The sequence below is a fragment of the Caballeronia sp. LZ032 genome, from assembly GCF_031451315.1.
Taxonomy (GTDB): Bacteria; Pseudomonadota; Gammaproteobacteria; order Burkholderiales; family Burkholderiaceae; genus Caballeronia.
This window is the reverse complement of the sequence record NZ_JARUXP010000010.1, coordinates 34745-57453: the sequence shown is the minus strand read 5'-3', so window position 1 is coordinate 57453 and position 22709 is coordinate 34745. Positions and strand designations below refer to the sequence as shown.

The window sequence follows — 22709 nt, the reverse complement described above, 5'->3', positions numbered from 1 at the left end:
CACAATCTCGGCCACTTTGGTTCCCGTCAAAACATTTAGTGGGAACCAAATTACCCCCGTTCACTGCTGCCCGGAGAACGGCCGACGTGAGACGCATACCCTCCGTCTCACTAAGCAACGGCTTATGCGTCCACTCGACGGCGATATCATCGGCCCGTCCTTTGAGCCGCGCATACCGCAGAAGTTTGCTGCCATCCTCTTCCGATGACAGCGGCCGTGCCGGCAGAGTCAGTACTTCGCCGATTCGCAGTCCGGTGCATACCATCAGCGTCGCAATCAACACGACGATCCGGTCCGCGCTTGCCGGGTCTGTCGGAGGTAGGCCACGGGGAATGCGTTGATACAGCGTGCCGATGGCCTGTATTGTGTGCTCATCCGGGAGAAGGCCGCGTCGCTTGACGTTGCCGCCGTCACCTTTGCGTCGTCCGTCGCTAGCAAAGCAAGGACGAACTTTCCGACGGTAGCGCCAATCAAGGCGCTGTCGGCAAAGGCCGTTGCGGTCAAGCATATCGGCGAACTCTTCTATGTGGCCGACCACTTTGTAAGCGGACGATTCGCGCTCGCGCTCGAACAGGGCGGCCACTGCCGCGTCGAGATGATCGCCGGTTAGCTCCCCGATCTCATGGGCGCGGTCAGCCAAGGCCTCATAGACGTAGCGCGTGGCGCGGACGAACACCATATGACTGACCGCAGACTGACCGCGTTGCTGATGCCGCACACAAACAAACGACTTCACCACATCGCCGAATGCGCCGGCCAGTGCCGCGCCCAACTCTCGTGGTCGAACACCATGTTGCGTAAACAACAGTCGCTGCACCGGCGCGTCCGCCTTGTAGCTACGCATTCGGTGCCGGTATGCATCTGATACATTCCAGACCGGGCTCTTCCACTCGACACCCGCGAACGGATTAGCAGCTTGGGCGCGTGCGATCAGCGTCGCACGATTGACCAGCCAATTCTTGGAGAGCACCCCCACTACGCAGTACGGTGCCGCCATCGACTTACGCGTTCGTGCCAGCTCCATCGACGTTGCCCTCCACCGCATCGACGACCTGCGCTACTGCGTAGATCACCTCGTCGAGTTGCACAGCAACGCGTGTCCCGAGTTGCTGCATGCGCTGCTCACGGCCTATCAACAGCGCATCGAGCACAGCACGATGATCGGCTTGGCGATACGGCTGGAACTTCGGGCAGACGTAGCATGAGAATGGCGGGTCCAGCGCGCATAAGCCGCTCTTGCCGCATGTGCCGACCTCCACCGGCGCTATCGCCGTTATGTCGCCAGCGAAAGCAACACGTTTGTCGGGGCGCTCGCCGTTAGTCGCCTGATCGTTTGATGGGACGATTTTGCCCTTGAACAGATCCATCAACGGCCCGAGCTTCAGGGCTGCGGCGCGATCGAGGATGCGCGTCATGCGCCGTCCCTTGAGCGCGTAATAGACGTGGACGTGTTGCGTATCGGAGTGGTCAAGCATCGTTGCCAGCATGCCTCTGGAAACGCCAAGCTCCACCATCGTCGTCGCGAACGTATAGCGCAATCGACGCGGCGCGATTCGAATGCGACGCAAGGTGCGCGGCGAGACAAGCGACATTCGTTGCGCGAAGCCCTTCACTAGGTCGGAGAACTGGTAGGAAGTTATATGGTAGGCAAACTCACCCATGTCAGTGTCCTGGCGCCACTTGTCTACCCGGTTGCGCATGAAGAGGGGTCTGGGGTAGCGGCCGCAATCGACTGTCTTGTTGACCTGGAGTAACTGCTGCAACAGCGTCAACAATTCTTCACTTACTCGCTCTTCGACGAACGCTTGTCGTGGACCGACGCCACGCTTCTTGATTCTGGGAATAGACAGCATCCATTGCGCGGGCACCGCGAATCCCTCTAGCGAATTGCGCAGGTCGGTCTCGCGCAACAGGCAGAAGTTGGCTGGATTGCGCCCGTAGGCGAGGCTGAGCGCCGTCGCCACGCGCTGCATGACGTCGACGCGCTGCATGGAGGTGTCATCGTTCAACGCTCGACGCAGCAATGTCACCTCTACATCCCACAACGGACCGCAATCTTCGTCTTCGAGGTCTACAGCCAGTTTTGACGGTCGTGCCGGGATTCGTATCTCATCAAGATCCTGTGCGAACGACTTGTCGAATCCAAGGCCAGTGAGCATTTCGGCGCACCAGACGTACCACTGACGGATCACGTAGAAGCTGGCAAGTTGTTTCGACTCGCGCAGCGTTTGGATCGAGCTTTCTACTACCGCACGCAATGCCGGGCGAAGATCCTGAGGATGGCCTATGTCGCCGAGTTCCTTCCAGAGACTCGCCCGACGCGACGAGACGACTCTTCGACTTTCTATTGCCCTCCCAGCAAGCACGCTCGCTATTGTCTTTACAGCTTGCCCGACACTAGCTCCGGATTTTTGCGTCGTGAGCATGATGGCCCAGCGACGGAGCGCGTAATTCACGATGACGTTGCTTACTTCTAGACGCGGCCAATTGATGGCCACGTGAGCGGTTGCAGCGTTACATCGCCAGCTAACGCCACTCAGATCCACTCGTCTACCATCTCGGTCGATCTCGCCTTCGGGCAATCGAGGCAGTCCATAACGCCACAGGTGTGTAGCCATTGCCCGATTCACTTCGTCGTTGGTCATGATTTCCCCTCCGATCGCGCGAACAAGGTGACCTGATAGCGCAGCCCGATTTCGTACGCCTCTCGTCGCACGGCCGCGTCGATATACGGCTTAACTGAGTCCGCTGAGCGCCATCCAAAGAAGTACATCATGTTTCTCGTCACGCGTTCGTCGTCGAGACCATTAGCGAACCCGGCTGCCCTAAATTCGGTGGCACATGTGCTTCTCAACTGATGGGGGTGGAGATGCTCGAACTCGGGATGAGACGCGGTAACTTGGCTCAGAATCCCATTGACACGTACAAGGCTCAACGGGCCGCCGTTGCGATTCAAGAACAAGAAGGGCGTGCGCGAAGCACCGGCTATTCGCCGACGAGAGCCACAAATGTAGTCGTTGAGTATCCGTGCCAGAGACCGGTCGCACGGTACGTGTCTTGGCTCTGTTTTGACTTGGGGCTCGGCCACCCGCGGATCCGTAGGATCATCGGGTGCCCGCACAATACGCACGGTGGGCGCATCGCCGGACAGCAAACAGTCTGAAACCCGGAGCTTGAGCAATTCTCCTCGCCGCACACCAAGCATCGCTAAGAGCAGAACAATGAGGTAGTTGCGCTGCCGATATGGTGGCTTCCAGGGATTTTCGGGAGAGTCTGGATGGCAGAGCTTGATGAGTCTGTCCAACTGCTGCGACGATAAGGAAGCGGCATGCTCGGCAGAGGTTCGTCCGGCTTGGGCAAGCGTCGCGAAGCAACGCTGCGTAAAACTCACCCTCGACTGGATGTCCGCGATCTCGGGCGCGCCGACCGGCAAGGCTGACATCGCGCATTCGAGGTGCCAGGTGATGCATTTCGCGACGACATTGAGTCGAAAGGCGACGGTGCTCGGCGCGACGACGAGCCTAGTCACTTTGCCCGAGCTCTGGAAGCTACGCCGCAACCACGGGTACAGGCGGCTCACGATTTCATCCTGACTCAAGCCTTGGCCAGAAACGAGTCGCGCTTGCAGCGGGAAGCGCTCGGATATCGACCAGGCCCACAACTGTCCGAGCACGTACAGCGTCTTGACCAAGCTATTCGTTGATAGCCGCAGGCGCAGGCGCTTGATCAGGTAGACGTTGATCCATGGGACGGGTTGTCGATCACCGTCGACCAATGCGGGCAGGCGCTCCCCGCCTGGATGCCGAATCACGATGATGTGAAATCGTGCACTCATGGAGGCCTCCGCTCACGCGTGCCAATCCAAGGTAGGCAATGTTTACGCCATTTTCAATGAAAAGGCGCAATAAGGCCGCCCGGCTTGGGTCGGCGAGCGAAGTGGACCATCGTGGCTTACGAGAACAAAAAACCGGGAGCCGCGGTACCCCTTCGTTTACTGTTGCAAACTGTCAACTTCCCGCAGGCCCTTGTAGAAAAAGAAAAACCCCGCACTAAGGCGGGGCTGATCTTTACACTCTCGGTTGCGGAACTTCAGAACGGAATATCATCGTCCATGTCCCCGAAGCCACCGCCTCCGCCATATGAAGTTGATTGCGGTTCGCGGTTCGCCGACGCGGGATTGCTCGGTCGCGGTTGCTGAGACCGTTCCTGACGCGCGGGGCGCTGACTTTCGAAGCCGTCGTTCGACGAACGGTCGCCAGGGGCCCGGCCGCCGAGCATCTGCATCTGCTCAGCCACGATCTCGGTCGAATACCGCTCTTGCCCGGCTTGGTCCGTCCACTTGCGCGTGCGGATTCTGCCTTCGATGTACACCGACGAGCCCTTTTTCAGGTACTCGTTGACGATCTCAGCCAATCGGCCGAAGAACGAAACACGATGCCATTCGGTTTGCTCCTTCATCTCGCCCGAGGACTTGTCCTTGTAGCGATCTGTCGTTGCTAGTCGGATATTTGCGACCGCATCGCCGCTCGGCAGATGACGCGTTTCGGGGTCGGCTCCGAGGTTGCCCACGAGAATCACCTTGTTTACTGATGCCATAAAAAGCTCCTTTAAGATTTCTTGGAAATCGCCCAAAGCCACTTGTCCCAGAGCACTTGCGCGCCGCTGGAATCGAGCTTTGGTCGACCACGTTTATCGACGGCAGGTACCTTGATCTTGCCAAGGCGCCTGACCTCTATGCGATCGCCGACTTTGCAATGTGCCTCTGCAATCGCGTCGCGAAGACCCTCGCCTTGCAGCACGTCCACACCTGTACGGTGCTCAAGTGTGATGCAGAAGGATTCGTAGGTCCGCCCCGGTCGCTTGCCGTCCGGGAACTCCCTCTCGCCCCACTCTTTCAGCACGCCATATCGCGCGCGCTCACTGGGTCGATGCGATGGCTCGGCGGCCCGCGCTGGCGACGACGCTACGGTCTCGACGATTTGCTTTGTCGGTCGCGCGTCGCTCGCGGCGGCTGGGCGGGTTGGTGCAACCGAACGCTCGGAAGGCGCCTCTGTCGGCTGAACGTCCCGGACGGCAGCCGCAATCGCTTCTGTGAGCGGACCCTGGTGCTCTCGCAGCACTTCCCAGTGCGGAGCGAGCGCCGGAATCAGCTTCATTCCGACTGCAGTTGGCCGTAGCTCATAGTCGAACGCCGGGCGAAACTGCACCACGACATCGCCCTCGTCGCGAAAGAGCATCGGTTGACCAGCGATCGCGATGTGCCGCTCGTTCGCTCCGCCTTTTCCGACTTCGACGGGGGATGATTGCTTTGCGGGGTAGCTATTCCGGGCCTGCGTCGCCGACTGCACTCCGAAGAGCGTTCCCAGCAGCCGGCCGAATGTTGATGTGCTCATAGTCGACCTCCTAGAGCAGCGTGCCGAAGCACTCGCTACGCACTTCTTCCATGTCGCGTTTGAGCAAAGGGTTGCTCAAGATGACGTCCTGCAGGATCTCAGGATCGACGCCGTTGATCTGGCACACGAACCGATACGGCAAGGCGCCCATCCAGAACTCCATGACCCATCCGAGCGTGGCCCGGTAGTCTTCGAGTTCCATCTTTTTTCGGTTTTTGAGTCGCTCGCTGAACAACGCAGCGCAGTCCATTAACGACTCGGGCATGTTGTCGCCGCGTCTGCTGTCAGTCGCGAGACTGATCAACGCGTCGACCATCTTGTCTTTAACGGCCCCGCTCCACAGGTGCGGATCGGGCAGCGGATCGGGCTTGGCCTGGACGCGTGTGATCGGTGCTTCGGGAGCGCCGAACATGTCCAGTTGCCATGCGGCTACTTCTGCTTGCATGGGAATCTCCGAATGAACGGGAACCCATGCCCGCAACGGGATGGTTTCCCGTTGGGGTGAGGGGTCAAGACCGCCCGTGCGGGCAGTCTTGACATTCAGGCGTAGCGACTAGTTGTCGGTGCCTGTCTTAAGTGGAACGACCACTGCGGACTTGGCGTACTGACGTTTGATGGGCGTGACGTTGGCGTCGGCGGGAGCCGGAGCGACAACGGCGTGCGCGGGCGCCTTCGAATCCTCAGCTTTCTCCTCTTTCAGCGCCGCCTTGATGGATCTCTTGATCCATACAGCGACGGTGGCAGAGACAAACAGAAAGGCGAAGAACGAATGCGCCGCAAACCACAGGGCAAAGCAAACAGCGACCAACCAGCCGGGCGACTTCATCGCCTTCATAACCAACTGCTTCGGCATTTTTCTCTCCAGAAAAAGACGCACTAAGGGATGTCCAGCCAACACAGCGCTGGATGATTTTCGATGCTCGGGTGAGCAGGGAAAAACGGCGCGCGGAGAGACGCTTTCGTCACGGCTCGAATGAAGGCGTGGCGGAAGCAGCTCAAAGCAGGGGAAAGTGGATGCGAGCGCGCGGCCTATCGGTATGCGCAACTCGGGTCGATGCGTCGTGGACGCGGGGATAGATGCGAATTTACGCCCTGCCAGCGAGGTGCGTGCCTTCGAAAGCTCCCGATTTCATACCGCCTTTTGCTTTTTTCGACACATCTGTGACTGCGAGCGGGCGGCCTTGACTTCGCGCATGCCCTGCCATGCTTGGAGCATACATACCAGGGAGCCAGCACATGCTTATCAAATTACTGATCGCCGTCGGCGGCTACTACCTATATAGACGGTCTAAAGCACGGCGTCGCCCGCGCACTTCGCATTCGGCGCGGACAGTGCCACGTTCGGCGGACGCGATCGGCGCTGCGGGCGAGGCTGCGACGCAGGCGAAGCTGCGCAAGACCCTCCGCTGCCTGTGCGGCGAGGAGTTTTATCTGCACGATGGTCCGTTGGTGATCGAACACGCACCGGGGACGGCCTTTCCAACGGCAGAAATCGACCACCTTGCGGTCACGCCCTTCGGGATTTTCGTTTTTGAGACGAAAAATTGGTCCGGGCACATTGCGCCGTCAGCGATGCCCGGGAATCTCACCCGAACTTCGCACAACGGTGAAACGGACGATAGGCGCTCCCCGATAGCGCAGAACCGGACCAAGCTCCGATTTCTTCGTGAACAACTGCCAGGCATGTGGCCGGTTGCCGGTGCCGGCATTTTCACATCGCCCACGGCCGTGCTTCACCGGGACCTGTCGACCGATCTGCTCTCGCTGGAGGAGTTGCCCTACTGGCTGCGACTCAAGCGCGATTCGTTCAAAGAAAGATCGCCGGTGGACGTCCGTCGCGCCACGGCGGCCGTACTGATGTACGCCGACACCTCAGCAAAGGCGCTTACTGCCCACAAGGCGCGGGTGGTCGCGTAACCAGAACTTTCGACCGAAATCAAGCCCTGAATTAGGAAAGGTCTTCCACATAATCGTTAAAGTGTTACATATGTGAACCGTTAAACGATTGCTTACTCGCGCCTGTGCGGCTTTTGTCTGCAAGAGCTTGCGCGAAAGAGGGGGTGAAATATGCGTCTTTTCACCCTCGGAACGTGTAACAAAGAATTTACGATCGGTTACTTAGCCGATCGGTCGTTCGATAGGTTGTGGGGATGACAGCCCCGCGCATGCAGGGCAGCGCCGTCAGCGCTGCACACAACGGAGAGAAGAAATGCTGTCAGGCGAGACGTCCGGAAACGTTCCGAATAAGTTCAATCCCAATCTACCGGTTCCGTTCGGTGACGATTCCATGTCCGATTTCATCGTTCCGCGCGACGATAACAAAGGGATCACCCGAACCACCATCGAAAAAGCCGCTAAAGACGCTTTTGGCGCAGAGGACGAGCTCGTCGCCAGACTGACGGACTCCATGATGGCCGTTTCCGAGTCCCGGGAACGCATCTCCGCAGAGATGATCGCGCTCGGCAATCAACTTTTTCACGCCCACTACCTCATTCGTAACAATCTGGTGGCGAAGGGCGGCGACACGGTCTCGATTCACCGCAAAGCGGCGCGCATGGCGTACGACTTCTTCGAGAACTCGCTGAAGATCAAGGAGTCGGCAGCCCGCCAGTACATGCGATGCTGGGAACGCTTTGGTAACAACGAGGAGGCTATCCGCATCTTCAATGTGGGCGAGCTCGACATGCTGGCCTCCTCCACCGTCAGCGACGCGCACATTACTGAACTAATGGCTCAGAAGCAAGCCAAGCCTGATATGACGCGCGCAGACGTGAAAAAGCTGCTCGACGCGCTGCAGAAGCAAGAAAAGGCGCTTGTCGATAGTCAGAAGCAAGTAGACAACGTCACGTCCGTACTTGAGGACACGAAGACCGCACTCGACCTTGCGCAGCGCGAGGCACAGCATCTCAAGGATGAACTCGACACCAAGGCCCGGGCACTGACCGCAAAGCAGCAGCAACTGGACGGCTTGGATGACCTCTACAACCGTCGTACTGCAGGGATGAGCGACATGCAGAAAGACCTTGCAGACAAAGACAGGGAGATCAAGCGTCTGCTTGACGCGCTCGAGAACAAGAAGCCCGAAGTACAAGTGAAAGAGGTGCTTGTTACGCCTCCCGGCTTCACCTCGCTGGTCGAAGCGCTTGAAGAGAAAACAGCCGAATTTAAGAAGACGACGCAAGCCTTGGACGCACTGAAGCAAGAAGTAACCGAGGTTGAGAAGAACCGCGAGAAAGCCAAGGCTGCGCTCGCTGCCGCAGAAAAAGTGCATAAGACGATGGAAGGCGTTTCCGCCGCGTTCGAGTCCTTCGCTGGAAAGCTCACCGCCGCGCAACTGGCCGTCCAGGCATGCGACAGCCCTGCCGAGCATCGCACGATGCTGGAGACGTTGTCCGCGATGATGCGCAAATCGCAGAGCGAACTCGACGCATGGCTCGCTAAGTAAAAAGGGCTAAGACCGACCACGTGGCTGTGCGCCGTGAGGCGCACAGGAACAAAAATAATGAAAACGACAATGTCGAAGAATACTCTGGACGCGATTGAGACCAACATCGCCTTACCGGCTTTCTTGGCCGAAAAGATCCAGCGCGAAAACTATTCGCTTACTGACGCCATGCACAAGGTGCTTGCGCGGTATCCCGACGCGGAAGGCGTGCTGGGCCTATCGCTGGACAACATGGAACTGTTCGACACGCACGCCGATCCGAAGGCGACGCTGATGAACATGCCGTTCCTAGCGTTGTCCCCTACCCTGCCGGACCCCAGAGACTGGGATACGTTCGTCAACGGCGTCCTGCGTTCGCGAAAGGTGGAAGAGCTGACGGATAAGATGCCCGAAGTCGATGGCATGACCGGCCGGGACATATTTCACAACAACAGCTCCTATGTGACGCTGCTTAAGGACGTGCTGCACATGAACGTTCTGGCGGCACCGCTGCTAGGTCTCTCGCTCGAACTCGCGCACTACCTCAAGGGCCTGCCGATGCGTCGCATCCAATCAGCGATCGGCGAGATCAAGTTCCCGCTCTATAGATGGCGGTTCGACGACAACATGTTCTGGACAGAATACCGCACGGGATGGCTGTCAAACGAGGCGGTCGCCCATTACCTCATGCGTACGGCGCAGCTCCCGCCGTCCACCTTGCCATTCAAGCACGCGTGGTCGGACCTTCGGCTGGACCGGGCTCAACGCGATGTCTACGCGCGGGCGCTTATGACACAAGGCTGCCGCGCTGCGACTGCGACCAATCTGTTCACACTGAACGCAACAAAAGCACGGAACACCTACAGGGAGATCCACGGCGTCAGTTCACCGTGCGGCTGCAACCCGACGTCGCTCATCTGGTACGTCGAGCACCCGACACATCGCCTGCAGGGAACGTTCTTGGCATGGCTTTATCGCGCGGCGCTGGCCAACGGAGGCAACATCCCTGAGGCGCTTATCGCCTCTATCGACGTCGCCGAGAAGATGTTCGGCAAAGAGTTGGTCATTAGCCCCGACCGAGCGATCCACCTCACCCGAGCAATGGCGATCCACTCCCGGCTAACGATGACACCGTGCCGGACCTGTAAGACCGAGTACATCCTCTCCAACGAGCAAGGAAGGATCGAACTGGCGAAAGACTTCTTCTGTCCGGGCTGCAGCTACAGTCTGAAGTCACGCTCCGCCAAAAAGCAGGCGAAGTCGAAGACCGAGTAACGATAACCACAACGGAGGGAGTTCGATCAATGTCCGAACAGTTTAGCGTTGAAGCTGGACTCGTCGTTTTCTCACGCGACGGCCGCGTGCAGTTTGGCTGGCTGGACCTTCAAACCGGCGCGTACTACGGCGAGGCCGATGGTCTGTGCATTGCCGATGCGATCGGCGCGATCGAATTTCACTCTGACGTGACGCACTGAGCCATGCAGGACTTCGCTTACCTCTTTCCAGACAGTGTCGCCGCGTGGCTCGAAGGCCGCGGCGACGCGAGGTTCCAACGGTATGAGAGGCACTACCGCGCCGATCGGGCGACGGCACAACCGAACGAAGCATTCGACCTTGAGCGAAGCAATGTTCGTTTCGCCCAACAGTTCGGCTCAGGCCGGCGGCAATTCGCGGCAATGTCGAAAAGCAAACCGTTCGGCGCGCTCGCGACTTTTCTCATTCTCCTTTGGGGCGGCACTGCACTCCTCTCTTCGGTAGGCGCGACACAGCCCGTCGCCGTTGCTGTGGTGCTCGGCGTCGTCTTTATCGCCTTGCGAGTAAAACACTTTCGAGCCCGCGGACAGCAGCGATAGCAAACGGTTGCGACCAAACAACGGTGCCAAATTCCAACCCCTTTACCGGGTATTACAATGCCTGCGCCGCCAATGGCCAACGGCAATTTCCCAACGAGGAAAGCGGTTTCGCGGCGGACTTCCGAGTCGCCTTGACTTCGAACACCGCTGGATAAGATGAAAGTAAGCAGATCGCGGGGGCGACTGCAACAACTAGGTCGGAAACAACAAATGACGATTCAGAAAAACTTCAAACTTTCGATGGCCGCGATCGCTGCATCGCTGCTGGTGGCTGCTTGCGGCGGCGGCGGTGGTGGCAGCACTTCCGCAGGCACGGCCGCGCCCGCGAGTTCGCCAGACGCAGGGAGTTCGCCGGCCGGCACGCCGAGCGGCGCAAGCACGCCGACCGGAACGACGCCGAGCACTGGCGTTGCGCCCGCAACGACGGTCCCGGCCGCGACTTACGACGGCAGCAGCTTCCAAGCGGCGGCATTCGCTTTGGTCAACAATTATCGTGCGTCGATGGGTGTGGGTACGCTCAAGCAAGACCCTGTGTTGGACACGGCTGCACAGGCCCATGCGCTCTATTTGTTCTCGAACCTGAAAGCGCGCACGATTCCGACCCTCGACCATAACGAAATTGCGGGCAACCTAAATTACTACGCGGATACCCCGCTCGCACGCGCTCAGAAGGCGGGCGCTCCGACGACGGAATACATCGGCGAGAGCATTGCGGCCAATGTTTCGCAACTGACGACGGCGGCGGCAGCAGCAGACTGTATCGGCCAGAACCTTGCCTCGGTGTATCACTTGGCAGGGCTGACATTCACACAAGAGACGGTCGGCATTGGCTACATGCCCGGCGATTCGACGTGGGCTCAGTACACTTGCTCGCTCGAATACGGGACGCTTACCGGCGTCAGCGGTGCGCCTTTGGCGAACGCCAATTCCTACTCGGGCGGCCAGCAGATCGCGACGAACGCCGTCGTGCATTCGCCGTTCACGAACGAGGCTGGCGTGCGGACTGCAATGGTGCCCGAAGCGCCAAATCCGGCGTCAGATCTCACCGCTCCTGGTCGCCCGATCATGGTTCGCGTGAATGCGGAAAACCGCGATACGCTTTCGGTGTCGCAATTTACACTGACGGATGCGGCGGGAACTCAGGTTGCCGCACGAATCTTGGTTCCGGCTTCCGCGCAAGCGAGCTCCACCGCAACGACGGTCGCCGATCCGAACAATGCGCTTCCGAACGGTACTGCTATCCTCCTGCCGCTTTCGCCGCTCCGGGCTAATACCACTTATACGGTGACGTTCAACGGCGCGCGGGACGGTGTTGCGCTGCCTGCGACGACATGGAGCTTCACGACTGCCGCGCAGTAATTGATCGGTTCGTGCTGTAGGACGTACGCCCCTTTCAAGGGGCGTTTTTGTTTTTGCCGTCATTTTGCGTCGCATCCGGGCACGTGAAGTCGTGCGATGCTCGATACCGCTTTCCAACGCTTTTCACGCACTGAAAAAAAACAGCGCCCCGAAGGGCGCTAGTTGCGGTGATGATGGCGCAAATGATTTCGACCGCCTTAACCGCCACAAGTGATGTTCTCCGGTTGCGGCGCAGCGTCCACATGATCTAGAGCACCGCCTGAATTTATAAAGCAGTAAGCAATGTAGGACGTAGTTGTGTCGCCGCAACCGTTGATGGTGACGCGTGGACCCTTGGCGTACCAAGTATTGATCTGTTTGTACGGCGCGGGATTCTGGACCGCCTGGTACCTTGTTAGGCTCGAATATCCGGCGTTTGTTACCGCGGTCATACAGATCGCTATGGGATCGCCGGGGCCGCCACCGCCACCGCCACCGCCACCGCCACCGCCACCGCCCGGCGGAGTACCGCCGACCGGCGCTGGAGCGAGACACGTATAAACTCCCGTGCTCGCACGTTGCCACGTCAGCCCACTAGGGCAGTCCGGCGATATAGGGTTAGGCGTACCAGCGCAGCCCGCGCACGAGGCCGATTGCGCGGACACGGATGCGTTAACGCTGGCCGCGACTAAAAACGCAGCCGTCGTCCACTTCGTGTGCGCGGCGAGTGCAAGAACCGACTTCTTCATGTTGATGTGCTAGTGTTGTTTATCGCTAATGCCGATGTCTTAGTAGCCGGGCGCTGCGCCATTCCCGTACTGACACTGCACGATGGCCGTAGCGGTAAGGCCAAGATCGTTTCCGGTTTCGCCTGCTCCTGTGCCAGCCTGGATCAACGTGATCTGAGGAACCCAATAGCTTCCTCCATCGTTCATGCGGTACACGACGGATTCATAGGGAGGTCCAGCGGTCACGTTCACTCCCGTCGTCTGCGGAACTATGTCGACAACTGGCGTTCCACCGGGACAAGACGGTTTGCTGACCCACGGATAGGTATCGTGGACAATCGTCTTGTAGACAGTCGCGAAGTTGCTAAGCGTCTGAGTCAACGGTGTCATGTAGCCTTCGTAATTGCACACGTAGCCGTTGTTGTTGACGTCTGTATAGAACGAGCCAGCCGGAGCGCAGGCAGCGCCGGGCGCAGCGTTGTTGTTCGCAGAACCGATTGGCTGCCAACGTCCATAGCTACAAAGCAGTAGGGAGCTCCACGTCTGCGCATTTCGGACGATCGCCGCGTCTGGCGAGCAGGCTTGCCCTTGCACCCCGTTGCCTACAACCTGCATGTAGCCGTTAACGGTCGCGTTGCCATTCACCGTGCCACTTCCGTTGACAGTCGTGTTTCCGTTGAAAGTGCCTCCACCGGCGTTAATTGGCGCAGCACCGGACCCGTTATAGTTTTGAACGTAAAAAGCGCCTTTTGTCCGCACTGCCGCGTTTTGCGGGTCGCCGTAGTAACTTGCGCCGTCACCGATCTGCAGCGGGTTAACGCTACCGCCCACCATCTTCAAGACCTTGTTCGCGCCAAGCGTCACGTTGCCGACGTTCTGCATGTCCTGATTGTTTGCGTTCATCGTTCCGGTCAGCGGTAATGCGCCATCCCGCCGGTAGTACGGCGAATTTCCGTCCGCTCCGAAGCCGTTAATCGCGAGCACCATTCCTGGCTTGCTTCCAGCAGGATTTGGAAACGACCACTGTCCGTGGATGCCGGTAATGGTGGCAGGCGTGCGGTTGGTCGAGTAGCCGAACTGCGCGCCTCCTGCAGCAGCCAGCACGCCCGCACCGGCAATGTCAGCAGTTTTGTCCTTCATGCTGATGAGCGGCAAGCTCGGATAAATCTGCGAGGCGATATGGCAATTGCCCGCTGCGGTCGAACAGTTGTCGGGTACAACGGACAGGGCGATCTGGTAAGCGCCGCCCCAGAACGGCCCGTTCTTGAACGCGACCTTGTTGTTTGATTGCGCGCTCAATTGATCGAGTGTCGGTGCAGTAATCGCAGTGGAGGTCGTCTGCGAAAAACCCGCTGGAATAAGCAACGCGTAGTTATTGGTAATGAAGCTGCCAAGCGCCGAGTTGATCGACGCTATGTTCTGCCCTTCGACCTGGAGTAGGTTCTGGCGCTTAGCAGAAATGTCTTCCTTGATTCCCTGTACCGTCAGCAACGCCGCGCCGATCAGGACGATCAACATCTCGAGAATGCTTCCCATATCGGCGCCCCGCGATTACGTGCGAGTGGTCCACAGCGCCATCGACGCCATTGCGCCGTTGGACGCGCACGCGGTCGCGACCGTTGCGGGATTGAACGTCGTCGTCGGCGAGAAAATCGTCGTGCCGTTCACCGTTACCTGGGTGTAGACGGTCACCAGCGCTGCGGCACTCAGCGAGCAAACCGTCGAAGTGACGGGGTAGGTGAGAATCAATGAATCATTGGAGGTAACGAGCGTGCCAACGGCAGCCGTCACGGTGCCATTGAACATGCCCTTAACCGACGATTTGTCCGATGCCACGCGCGAACCGGCCGAATCGAAGGCGTGGTTCTGCGCGAGCACGGTGAGCGTCTCTGCGGAAAAATCGGCGTCGTTCTGCGTCGCGTTCAACAGGCCCGTGTGGAACATCTGCGCTTCGCTCTTGAACTGGGACGCGTGAATCAGATCGAGCACGTACTTGCCGCCCGCGTAGACAGCCAGCGCGAGCAACGCGGCACCAGCCATCACCGCCCCTGCTTCAATCATGGACAACTCGCCTGACTGCTTAGTCGCACGCGCCATCTTGAGCATCCGTGCGCGGCGCGCCTTAATCGGGTTCATCTCAATCGGGTCGGTCTGGACTGCTTGCGTGTTTTCGTTGGTCATTTTGTGTTTTCCTTAGTAGCTAGATGCGGCGGGATTCCCCGATGTCAGGTTGACGGCACCCGTCACGACGTATGAGCCGATGCCGAGGGTCAGGAACAGTGCAGCGGCAAAGCCGAGCAGCATGAAGTGCGTCATTCGGGCGTTGCGCTTGACTGCTTCAACGACGCGATCAAGCGACTCGCGGCCAAGGCTCTTGATCGCGGCTTCAAACTGATCGCGGCCCGCGGCGTCGGTGATCGTGTCGACGATCGTCACCGAGAAGATGCCGGTGTCGAGCGCGCGCATCGGCTCGTCCGAGCGAGCCGTTAGGCGTCGATCCATGATCTTCAGATGCCAGCGCAGCCACGGATCGGCAGTCTTCAACAGCCGCTCGAGCGCCGCGCGCAGTGTCAGATTTGAATCGAACAGACCGGCCAGCGAGACGATCAACAGTGCAGCTCGCAGGTCGCGGCGATTGCGCCAAAGAAGCGGCATGCGGTCGAACTTGTCCCGCAGAGGCCCGGACCAACGCTTCAGGCTCGAGAAGTAAGCGAGCACGAGGCCGATGATCGCCGTGAGCGTGAGCCACCAGTACTCGTAGCAAAACGTGTCGACGTGATAGAGAAACCGGCCAAGATCCGGCCATTGGTCGAGCGGCCGGACATCGAGCACCTGCGGGAAGATGACGCCGCCAAACAGCATGCAGTATGCGTACATGTAGACCAGCAGCAACGCTGGGTAGGCCATCTGCACCGAAGTCGTCGACGACAGCACGCGCTTAGCCTTCGCCGCCATTTCCGCCAGTTCGAAGCCACGGACGACCGAGTCTTCGCGTGATGATTCATCGGCAATGTCCAGCAGCGCGTACTCGTCGCCAGGGATGAATGGCTTGATAGCGAGCGAAAAGCTCTCACCGCGCTGCATCGTTTCCCGGATGCTGGCAAACACGCGCCACTCGATCTTGCCGCGCGTGCGGCTGCGCTTTTCGTACGTTTCAAGCCGGTCGAACAGCGTCTCGGTGTTGCGCAGGCCCTTTGCGGCGATATCGAGACGCGTCTCGCGGTAAAAGTCCTCGCGGACTTTCTGAAACCGCCAGCGCGCGACGACCAACTGCTGCCGCTTGGGCAACATCTTTGCGAACGTGGTGAACATGGGAGACCAGGGTTAGACCATCAAACCATCGACGCCGGGCATTACGCGGTACTGCGCGAACGACTGCATCGAGCGATTAATGAATTGTGGGTCAATCAAACCGCGCGAAGCCTTGAAAAGAGCGTGTTCATATAGCGTCTTTCCATTCATATCCGCGTTATCGAACCCGGTACGCCGCGCACCGCGCCAAACTTTGCGGGCACCGGCCCAGTCGCGCTCGGCTACGCGCTCTAGAAACTCGGGCGTCGGACGATAGAGTTCGGCAGCCAACGAGGGGCGCGTGGTACCACCCGCTGCTTTCCCATTGCGCGTGAACAGCCCTTTCAGCCGGCAGTGCTCGCAGCCGTCGTAGTTGCGGCACGCCATCGTCGACGTATCGAGGCCAAACTTCGTGCGCAGCAAATCGAGGTCGGCTTTCGGCATCACGTCTTCGGCCGGCAGCTTGCAGTGCTCGCAAAGCGTCGGAATCAGCTTCTGGTTACCGACCGCATTGATAAACCCTTCCGAAGCCAGCTCGTCGATCGGCAGTTGCAGCCGCCCGCCCGCCATACGCATGACGGCCGCGATGATGTCGCCGGCGTGCAGCGAGAAACGCACCGGGTGCCCGGTCAACGCCAGTTCGGCCACCAGCCCCATCACAACGCGGTCACGCACTTCGCCGATGGTCAAGTCGTCCGGGTCCTGCCGCATCAGCGTGCGGATCACTTCTGCGTACTTGCGGTTCGCTTCGTCGTCAGTCTCGTCCGGGCGGCGAATGATCGAGTAGTCCGACAGCCACGGCATCGGATACTCGGACGGCTCGTTCACCGCGAACTGCTTCTTAAGTTCACGATCCGGCAGCATGTATGAGAGCGCGCGCAGCGTCGTCGTCTTGCCCGATCCGGTTTCGCCAGTGAGCGCCGTAATGCCGCCGCTCACATAGTTGAGCGTCTCGATCAGCTCAAGCTGGCTCTTCTCGAATCCCATGTCCTTCGGCAACAGAACCGAATAGTTCTTGAAGTTGCCGTCGAGCAGACGCAGCGTCACGTCGTAGCCGCCTACCAGCGGCGACGACTGCCAGCGCAAGTTGACCGTGTCGGTCTTGACGACCAGCGGGATCATTGCCGACTGCGGCGCGCTCGGCTGAAAGCTGTTGCCGGAGTTGGTGTTGCGCTGAACAAGATCGCTGTACGCCGCAAACAACGCGCGACGCACGATCGCCTTTGGCATGCGGCTGAACGTGTACATGTCGCCGTTCACACGGAACCGAATTTCGACCTCGTTGTGAAATTCGCGCGGTTCGAAATGGATGTCGCTCGCGCCGTATGCGTGTGCGGCCTCGACGATATCGCGGAAGTTGCCGATCGCACGGCTGGCTTCGCGGACTGTGGAGTTGGCAGACACCGCGGCCTTACCGGAGTAGATGGCGACAATCACTGCTTCCGTCGCGATCATCTCCTCACGTACGAGGATGTCGTTGTTGCCGAGATCCTTGATGAACGTTGCGTATTGCGCCTTCTCCGCAAACCGTGCGGTGGCCACCGCGATCGCCACGCCCGGTTGCAATTCGACGGCGACGAACTCCTTGCGTGCTGCCGCCGGAATGCGCAGCGCGGCGTCGTCGTCCGCGACAGTGAGAACGCGCTTGAAGTCAGGAAGCGAGTCGGGCGACACCAGTTCTGGCCGACCGGAAGCCAGTCCACCGCCCTCGTTCTGCGCGTCGTCGTCCGGTGCGTGTTCCTGCGCAGCCATCGTCGGCGTGGAGGCGGCGTTACGTTCGCTGGGACTTGCTGGTCGTTGTGGCGCGGGTTCCGGTTGCTCAGGGAACCGCTCCGCACTAGCGTCGCTGCCGGCGACACTCGCGTCCTTGCTCAATTCAACTGGCGCAGCCGCCGAATGTGGCTGCGGCTGCGGGTGCGGCTGTTCAGTGTGCAGATTGGCCCGCGCTTCAGATCGTCGTTGCGCACCAGACGGCGCCGCTTGCGCCGTCACGGCTTCGTCGTTCACCGGCTGACCGCCATCCCTAGCCGCCATCGCAGCGGACATGCTCGCGTAGCTCGGGCGCTCAAAGCTCGGCGGAACGAACGGGCGATAGGCCGGCTCCTCGTCGGCCGCGTCACCTTCAGGCTCCGACTGCGTCGGCACATGCTGCACCGGCGCGCGCCAGTCATCGTCGAGCTCAGTGCTCTCGACGTCTTCGACATCCCCGCCCGATAGTGCGCGACCAAGAAACATGACTTGGGGATTCACCGCACGCGTGCTCAGCGGCGACTCATCACTCGTCGGTTCTACAGACGCTCTGCCTGCCGCTTTTCTCTTCGCCGCAACCGCCTCCGGAGCGGGGAATTTCGGCTCCGCACTACTGCCCGGCTCGATGAAGCTTGAGCGCGGCGCGCGAAAGCGCTTCAGGAAGCCACCGCGGGGGGCGTCTGGCGCGCCCTGTTCTTCTTGTGCAAACAGACCCATTGCTTATTTCCCGAACGGTACAAAGGTGGACGCCGTCGATGAGACGCCGCCCGGAGGAAGCGGAGAGGACAAATCTGTAATCGCCCTGACGGCCGGCGAATCCTGACGCGGGACGGCGGGCACGTCGGCAGGCGCTACGATGGTCTCGGTCCACTTTTGCTTGCCGTCGGCCAGATTGACCGTGAAGCCGTCGATGGACGCGACCGTCCAACCGTTCAGCAGTCGACTGCCTTGGCGTGCCGTGTAGGTCGTGCCTTGGTAGTCATAGAGCACGTAGGTGCCGGACATGTCGGAGTACGCCCCAACGAAGGTCGCGGGAATGACGCGCCTGGGCGGCGCACTGACCCTACGCTCTACTTTGGGCGCTGCGGTTGCCGCGGCGGTCACCGGCACCGGCGCAGGCGTCGGCGCACCAAGCGGCGAAGCGAGGCCGACGCCGTTGCCCGGTGCCGCTGGTCCGCCTTGGCCACCTTGACCACCCTGCGGACCGCGCATCGAGTCGACAAGCTTTGCTCGCGCGAGCTTGTCAATGTCGTCCAGCGTGAGATGACTTTCCTGCGAGATTGCCGCGCCCGCCACAAACATGAGCACACCGAAGCAGGCGGCTCGTGCAGGCCACTTAGTTGAGAACATAGTATTTACCCTTCGCAGTGAAATGCACCCCGGTACCGTCCTCTTTTAACTCGACGTCGAGGGTGTCCAGTGCCATGTTGTCCGGCAGGCGCGCGAGGAGCGCGCTTTGCCATTTGTATCCGTCGATCTGCCACGTTCCGCGCTGTACGAGCGGCCCCTGCACTTCGCCAGCCATCGGCTGTCGAGGAAGAAGGCGCTCGGCGGGCTTGATATCGACGACGTAGCCGTGGCTATCGAGCGTGTCCGGCTTGGTAGACAGCTTTTGTGGGTCGGTTTGCAAGGCCTTGATGAGCGCCTGCTGAGTCGGCCACGTCTTTTGCTCAGCGAGCGCGACCCGTTCCGCAACCGTGACCTCAGGCCCACGCGCGCTCAGATGCCAACCGTCCGGGTTGAAGACGACCGGACGCAGCGACTCCGGCGCGCGTGCGTCAAACTCCTTGAAGGTGCCGCCCTGTCGCTTGTAGGTCGCGATGCACGGACCCGCGATCGAGCAGGACGCTTTCTGAAACTGCCATCCGGCGACGTTCGTTTCCTGCGCGCCGAAACTAGCCAGCAGCTTCGGGACAAGCTGGCTAGCGAGGGGAGCGGGCGCAGCGAGAATTCTCGCCACGGCCGACTGGTACTCCTGCATGAACGTCGGCGGAGGCGGCGACGGTGGAGGCGGCGGGTTCAGTACGCCAATCAACTGCTTACCGCCAAAGAACACCGCCGCGAGGATGACGAGCAACGGGACCGTCGTGGGCACGGCGACCGGGATCTTCTTGATGAGGCCGACCTTGCGCGCAACGATCAGCTCGCGCAGATCAAATACCTCATCGACCGCATGGAGCTGCGCACCGTGGCCGAGCGTCGCCAGTTCAAGCCCCGCCTTCGCACAGGTGTCCTCGATTGCTTCGCGCTTGTCGGCGAGCGCGTTAAGCGCGACCGCCTCGTCAAGCGCCACCGCGCCGCGTTGCACCAGCACCAGATGCACGAGTTCATCGTTCTGGATGAGGACAAGCACGGCGGGCCGGCGCCAGACTCGCTCAAGCGACGCGATGCGCGCGGCGGCGGAATACAGCTTGCCGCCCTTGCGCTGCGTTGATTCAAGCTCGCAGAAGCCGACGATGGTCTCGCCCTTCGCCTTGAACTCGGCGTAGTGCGTCGCGCCAGTCTCCTCGACGTAATGACGACGTTCGGCGCGGGCACCCTTGGCGGAGTAGGCGCGCCAGTCCAGCCCGAAGACGAGCTTGGCGCCCTTTTCTCCCGGTATGGATTCGAAGTGCAAAGGCATTTTTACCCCGCGCTCACATCGACGGGACGACGGTTGCCGTCAGCATGATCACTTGGAACGTACGACCCTTATTCCACGCGCCCGAAAGACCACCGATGCCGTTGTTGCTGCTGCCGTCATAGCGATTGCCCACTGCGCCGTACAGCACAACCGTCTGTCCATCAGACAGTGCAATGGTCTGGTCGTCCTTGTTGCCGATGATGTCGGGCAACTGGATCTGCTGCAGCGTGTCGCCGGAACCGGTGCTGATGGTTGTGAACGGACCATTCAGCTTCGAGCTATCGCTCCAGTACGACAGGATGATCTGGTTGTGGTCATTGACCGACGGCAGGATGTTCACGAAGTCACCGACCGTCACCGACCCCGGTTGCAGACCCGGCACGCCAGCAGTACCGCCCGAGATGGAACCAAGGCTAGGCGTTGTTGCAGCGAGGTAGCCCTTTGTCTCGAAGGATCCGATCGAAACCGGCAAGCCATTGAGCGTCATCTTCGTTTGGGTGTTGTCCTGAACCGTTTTGCCGAAGGCGTTAAGGCCGCTGATGACTGCGTTGGTGCCTTCCATAGGCGAACCCGGCTTCAAGACGGACAGGCCCACGGTGCCGCCAATTGCAGTTGCCAACGACGTGGGCGAAGCAACCGAGATTGAGTAGCGCTTCAGGCCGTCCGAGATGCGGTTGAAGACGATGTCGGCGCTCACGCCGGCTTGCGACGAATTGCTCAGATCGACCTGCAGGGTACGGACTCGCAGAGCGACTTGACGGGTCGAGATCGCGTTTTCACGCGCGAGCAACGCGCCCATGCGATCGACGGCTTCCTTGGTGTCGTGAACCATCACCAGGCGGCTTTGTGGATTGACCACGACTTCGCCGAGCGGCGACTTCAGCTTTTCCAGCTCCGACTGGATGATCGCAATCTGATCAAACGTGCCATCGCGTCCGGTCGAAGTGATCGACGAGAAAGACCCGGTATTGCCCGACGTGCCGCCCGTGGTGCCACCGGATGCCTGGTTGCCGGTCGACGTATCCGTGCCCTTCGACATGGTGGACTTGATGGACACCTTGCCCGGGATCGCCGCGATCGTGAACGTCTTGGTGACGAACCGGCTGATGGATATGGTGCTGCCATCGAACGTCCAGTCGAGGCCAAGGTTTTCCGTCACGCCACGCAGATATGCGCCTACCTTGCAGTTACACGCCTGCGCGTACACCGGCTCAACGTTGGACTTTGCCATCGCTTGCGGCTGCATCGGGGCGCTCTGCCCGTTCCCGCCGTTGGTCTTCGGAATCAGCGCGTCGCGCGGAATGAACACATCCGGGCTCAGATGCACCGGATAACCGGTAGCCGTCGAAACGAGCGTGGCGATTTTGGACAGCGGCAGGTTGCCCGGAAAGACGACCGACTTTTCGCGGAAGATCGCGGGAAGTGTCGCTTCATAGGCGACCGGTACCAACCGGTCGCCGAGGAACGCGGTCGGCACTTCCTCAACGAGCGACATCGACTCTGGGCCATTGCCCATCGCGCGCGTGGCTTCAGCATTGGTCGCGTCATACGCATGGTTCACGTCCGATTGCGAGACGGCGCAGCCGGTCAGCGATGCAGCCACGAGAATGGCAACGGCAGATTTGATTTTCGTGAGACGCATGGCGGTTACTCTTGGCAGTTGGCTGCGCGTGCGACGACGCGGATAACGTTATTGGTGTGCTTGCAGACGCGCGTGGGCGTGCGCATGTGATTGGTCGCCTGCATCACTTGCGTGAGCACCGATTTGAAGTCCCCGGTGAACGTCGCGTTGAACTCGAGTGGCAGGTCGTCATCGATCTTCCAGGCGAGTTGCCAGCCCTGCTGCTGCAGCCAGCGATCGAGCGCGTTGCGCATGTTGATGTCTTGCGGCGTGATGGAAAAGGTCAAAAGTCCACCGGGGGCCGGTGCACCGCCTTGGGACGGCACAACTACCGGAGCGACGTCCAATGAGCCGACGGGTGATGGGGCGGCAGCGCCCGTAAGCGCCGATTGCGCAGCGCCACCCATCGCTGCCTTCAGCGCTGCAGGAGAGGCAGGAGCAGCGGGAACAACCGGGGCCGCGGCAGCCACGTGCGTAGCAGGTGCCACCATAGCGAGTTGTGTCACCGGCGCCTTTGCGACCGGCGCGGCGAGCAGTTGCCAGCCGTCACCGGGCGGCGGCGCAAGGCGCGACTGATCAGGTTCCGCTGCGGCAAGACCCGATACGGTCGTCAGTGCAAGACACGCGAACAAGTGGGCCATCATGCGCGCGGTGCGATGCGTTTGAAGAGAAAAAGTAGGCGTCATGTG

Annotated in this window: 20 protein-coding genes and 1 pseudogene; 6 read left to right on the top strand and 15 right to left on the bottom strand. The window is 60.1% G+C overall.

Going from position 1 to position 22709, the window contains the following annotated elements; translation table 11 throughout:
- From QCE69_RS38235 to QCE69_RS38205, 7 genes and pseudogenes are all read right to left on the bottom strand, one after another.
- Positions 1 to 1024, bottom strand: a pseudogene (locus tag QCE69_RS38235) (hypothetical protein); the annotation flags it as partial.
- Positions 1002 to 2645, bottom strand: a complete 1644-nt coding sequence (locus QCE69_RS38230) for a tyrosine-type recombinase/integrase (RefSeq protein ID WP_309936005.1) — start codon at positions 2643 to 2645, stop codon at positions 1002 to 1004. The pseudogene QCE69_RS38235 and the gene QCE69_RS38230, both read right to left, overlap by 23 nt.
- Positions 2642 to 3835, bottom strand: coding sequence for a site-specific integrase (locus QCE69_RS38225; protein WP_309936004.1), 1194 nt, complete (start codon positions 3833 to 3835; stop codon positions 2642 to 2644). Before QCE69_RS38225 ends, QCE69_RS38230 begins: the two co-directional genes overlap by 4 nt.
- Before the next feature lie 254 nt (positions 3836 to 4089).
- Positions 4090 to 4596, bottom strand: a complete 507-nt coding sequence (gene ssb / locus QCE69_RS38220) for a single-stranded DNA-binding protein (protein ID WP_309936003.1) — start codon at positions 4594 to 4596, stop codon at positions 4090 to 4092.
- Positions 4597 to 4607: 11 nt separating this feature from the next.
- Complete coding sequence (locus tag QCE69_RS38215; protein ID WP_309936002.1) at positions 4608 to 5393, bottom strand: hypothetical protein; 786 nt, start codon at positions 5391 to 5393, stop codon at positions 4608 to 4610.
- Between the two features lie 10 nt (positions 5394 to 5403).
- On the bottom strand, positions 5404 to 5838 hold the full coding sequence (locus QCE69_RS38210) for a hypothetical protein (protein ID WP_370653502.1): 435 nt from the start codon (positions 5836 to 5838) through the stop codon (positions 5404 to 5406).
- Positions 5839 to 5946: 108 nt separating this feature from the next.
- Positions 5947 to 6246: a hypothetical protein gene (locus tag QCE69_RS38205; protein WP_053572386.1), complete on the bottom strand. Its 300-nt coding sequence runs from the start codon at positions 6244 to 6246 to the stop codon at positions 5947 to 5949.
- A gap of 383 nt (positions 6247 to 6629) precedes the next feature.
- Between QCE69_RS38205 and QCE69_RS38200 the strand changes: the two genes are divergently transcribed.
- The 6 genes from QCE69_RS38200 to QCE69_RS38175 all read left to right on the top strand — a co-directional run bounded on the left by QCE69_RS38200 (position 6630) and on the right by QCE69_RS38175 (position 12029).
- The gene (locus tag QCE69_RS38200; RefSeq protein ID WP_309936001.1) at positions 6630 to 7310 is read left to right on the top strand and encodes a nuclease-related domain-containing protein; all 681 of its coding nucleotides are present in this window, start codon (positions 6630 to 6632) and stop codon (positions 7308 to 7310) included.
- Between the two features lie 292 nt (positions 7311 to 7602).
- Positions 7603 to 8838 carry a hypothetical protein gene (locus QCE69_RS38195; protein ID WP_008343116.1) on the top strand — a complete coding sequence of 412 codons (1236 nt, stop codon included), beginning with the start codon at positions 7603 to 7605 and terminating at the stop codon, positions 8836 to 8838.
- A 69-nt stretch (positions 8839 to 8907) separates the two neighbouring features.
- Positions 8908 to 10092 carry a FlhC family transcriptional regulator gene (locus tag QCE69_RS38190; protein ID WP_309936000.1) on the top strand — a complete coding sequence of 395 codons (1185 nt, stop codon included), beginning with the start codon at positions 8908 to 8910 and terminating at the stop codon, positions 10090 to 10092.
- 29 nt (positions 10093 to 10121) lie between these two features.
- On the top strand, positions 10122 to 10292 hold the full coding sequence (locus QCE69_RS38185) for a hypothetical protein (protein ID WP_244818499.1): 171 nt from the start codon (positions 10122 to 10124) through the stop codon (positions 10290 to 10292).
- 3 nt (positions 10293 to 10295) lie between these two features.
- Positions 10296 to 10670 carry a hypothetical protein gene (locus QCE69_RS38180; RefSeq protein WP_309935998.1) on the top strand — a complete coding sequence of 125 codons (375 nt, stop codon included), beginning with the start codon at positions 10296 to 10298 and terminating at the stop codon, positions 10668 to 10670.
- Positions 10671 to 10880: 210 nt separating this feature from the next.
- Positions 10881 to 12029, top strand: coding sequence for a CAP domain-containing protein (locus tag QCE69_RS38175; protein ID WP_309935997.1), 1149 nt, complete (start codon positions 10881 to 10883; stop codon positions 12027 to 12029).
- Positions 12030 to 12796: 767 nt separating this feature from the next.
- Here the strand turns inward: QCE69_RS38175 and QCE69_RS38170 are convergent.
- From QCE69_RS38170 to QCE69_RS38135, 8 genes are read right to left on the bottom strand one after another with little or no spacing between them, the layout of a single operon-like run.
- The gene (locus QCE69_RS38170) at positions 12797 to 14254 is read right to left on the bottom strand and encodes a hypothetical protein (RefSeq protein ID WP_309935996.1); all 1458 of its coding nucleotides are present in this window, start codon (positions 14252 to 14254) and stop codon (positions 12797 to 12799) included.
- 33 nt (positions 14255 to 14287) lie between these two features.
- A complete protein-coding gene (locus tag QCE69_RS38165) occupies positions 14288 to 14917 on the bottom strand; it encodes a type 4 pilus major pilin (RefSeq protein ID WP_309935995.1) in 630 nt (209 codons plus the stop codon).
- A gap of 12 nt (positions 14918 to 14929) precedes the next feature.
- A complete protein-coding gene (locus QCE69_RS38160) occupies positions 14930 to 16048 on the bottom strand; it encodes a hypothetical protein (protein WP_008343100.1) in 1119 nt (372 codons plus the stop codon).
- Positions 16049 to 16060: 12 nt separating this feature from the next.
- The gene (locus QCE69_RS38155; RefSeq protein ID WP_409021280.1) at positions 16061 to 18493 is read right to left on the bottom strand and encodes an ATPase, T2SS/T4P/T4SS family; all 2433 of its coding nucleotides are present in this window, start codon (positions 18491 to 18493) and stop codon (positions 16061 to 16063) included.
- A 3-nt stretch (positions 18494 to 18496) separates the two neighbouring features.
- Positions 18497 to 19078 (bottom strand): hypothetical protein, encoded by a 582-nt coding sequence (locus QCE69_RS38150; RefSeq protein WP_309935994.1) that lies wholly within the window; start codon positions 19076 to 19078, stop codon positions 18497 to 18499.
- Between the two features lie 34 nt (positions 19079 to 19112).
- Entirely contained in the window at positions 19113 to 20399 is a 1287-nt protein-coding gene (locus QCE69_RS38145) for a hypothetical protein (protein ID WP_309935993.1), read from the bottom strand.
- Positions 20400 to 20412: 13 nt separating this feature from the next.
- Entirely contained in the window at positions 20413 to 22041 is a 1629-nt protein-coding gene (locus QCE69_RS38140; RefSeq protein WP_309935992.1) for a type II secretory pathway protein, read from the bottom strand.
- Between the two features lie 5 nt (positions 22042 to 22046).
- Positions 22047 to 22706 (bottom strand): toxin co-regulated pilus biosynthesis Q family protein, encoded by a 660-nt coding sequence (locus QCE69_RS38135; RefSeq protein ID WP_309935991.1) that lies wholly within the window; start codon positions 22704 to 22706, stop codon positions 22047 to 22049.
- Between the last annotated feature and the right edge of the window lie 3 nt (positions 22707 to 22709).

Excerpts from the sequence above, each read along its gene's own strand:
- QCE69_RS38180 (WP_309935998.1), top strand. The coding sequence starts at position 10,296 with ATGCAGGACTTCGCTTACCTCTTTCCAGACAGTGTCGCCGCGTGGCTC.
- QCE69_RS38190 (WP_309936000.1), top strand. The coding sequence starts at position 8,908 with ATGTCGAAGAATACTCTGGACGCGATTGAGACCAACATCGCCTTACCG.
- QCE69_RS38140 (WP_309935992.1), bottom strand. The coding sequence starts at position 22,041 with ATGCGTCTCACGAAAATCAAATCTGCCGTTGCCATTCTCGTGGCTGCA.
- QCE69_RS38205 (WP_053572386.1), bottom strand. The coding sequence starts at position 6,246 with ATGCCGAAGCAGTTGGTTATGAAGGCGATGAAGTCGCCCGGCTGGTTG.
- QCE69_RS38155 (WP_409021280.1), bottom strand. The coding sequence starts at position 18,493 with ATGGGTCTGTTTGCACAAGAAGAACAGGGCGCGCCAGACGCCCCCCGC.
- QCE69_RS38200 (WP_309936001.1), top strand. The coding sequence starts at position 6,630 with ATGCTTATCAAATTACTGATCGCCGTCGGCGGCTACTACCTATATAGA.
- QCE69_RS38175 (WP_309935997.1), top strand. The coding sequence starts at position 10,881 with ATGACGATTCAGAAAAACTTCAAACTTTCGATGGCCGCGATCGCTGCA.
- QCE69_RS38170 (WP_309935996.1), bottom strand. The coding sequence starts at position 14,254 with ATGTTGATCGTCCTGATCGGCGCGGCGTTGCTGACGGTACAGGGAATC.
- QCE69_RS38185 (WP_244818499.1), top strand. The coding sequence starts at position 10,122 with ATGTCCGAACAGTTTAGCGTTGAAGCTGGACTCGTCGTTTTCTCACGC.
- QCE69_RS38215 (WP_309936002.1), bottom strand. The coding sequence starts at position 5,393 with ATGAGCACATCAACATTCGGCCGGCTGCTGGGAACGCTCTTCGGAGTG.
- QCE69_RS38210 (WP_370653502.1), bottom strand. The coding sequence starts at position 5,838 with ATGCAAGCAGAAGTAGCCGCATGGCAACTGGACATGTTCGGCGCTCCC.
- QCE69_RS38195 (WP_008343116.1), top strand. The coding sequence starts at position 7,603 with ATGCTGTCAGGCGAGACGTCCGGAAACGTTCCGAATAAGTTCAATCCC.
- QCE69_RS38165 (WP_309935995.1), bottom strand. The coding sequence starts at position 14,917 with ATGACCAACGAAAACACGCAAGCAGTCCAGACCGACCCGATTGAGATG.
- QCE69_RS38230 (WP_309936005.1), bottom strand. The coding sequence starts at position 2,645 with ATGACCAACGACGAAGTGAATCGGGCAATGGCTACACACCTGTGGCGT.
- QCE69_RS38135 (WP_309935991.1), bottom strand. The coding sequence starts at position 22,706 with ATGACGCCTACTTTTTCTCTTCAAACGCATCGCACCGCGCGCATGATG.
- QCE69_RS38160 (WP_008343100.1), bottom strand. The coding sequence starts at position 16,048 with ATGTTCACCACGTTCGCAAAGATGTTGCCCAAGCGGCAGCAGTTGGTC.
- QCE69_RS38145 (WP_309935993.1), bottom strand. The coding sequence starts at position 20,399 with ATGCCTTTGCACTTCGAATCCATACCGGGAGAAAAGGGCGCCAAGCTC.
- ssb (WP_309936003.1), bottom strand. The coding sequence starts at position 4,596 with ATGGCATCAGTAAACAAGGTGATTCTCGTGGGCAACCTCGGAGCCGAC.
- QCE69_RS38150 (WP_309935994.1), bottom strand. The coding sequence starts at position 19,078 with ATGTTTGTGGCGGGCGCGGCAATCTCGCAGGAAAGTCATCTCACGCTG.
- QCE69_RS38225 (WP_309936004.1), bottom strand. The coding sequence starts at position 3,835 with ATGAGTGCACGATTTCACATCATCGTGATTCGGCATCCAGGCGGGGAG.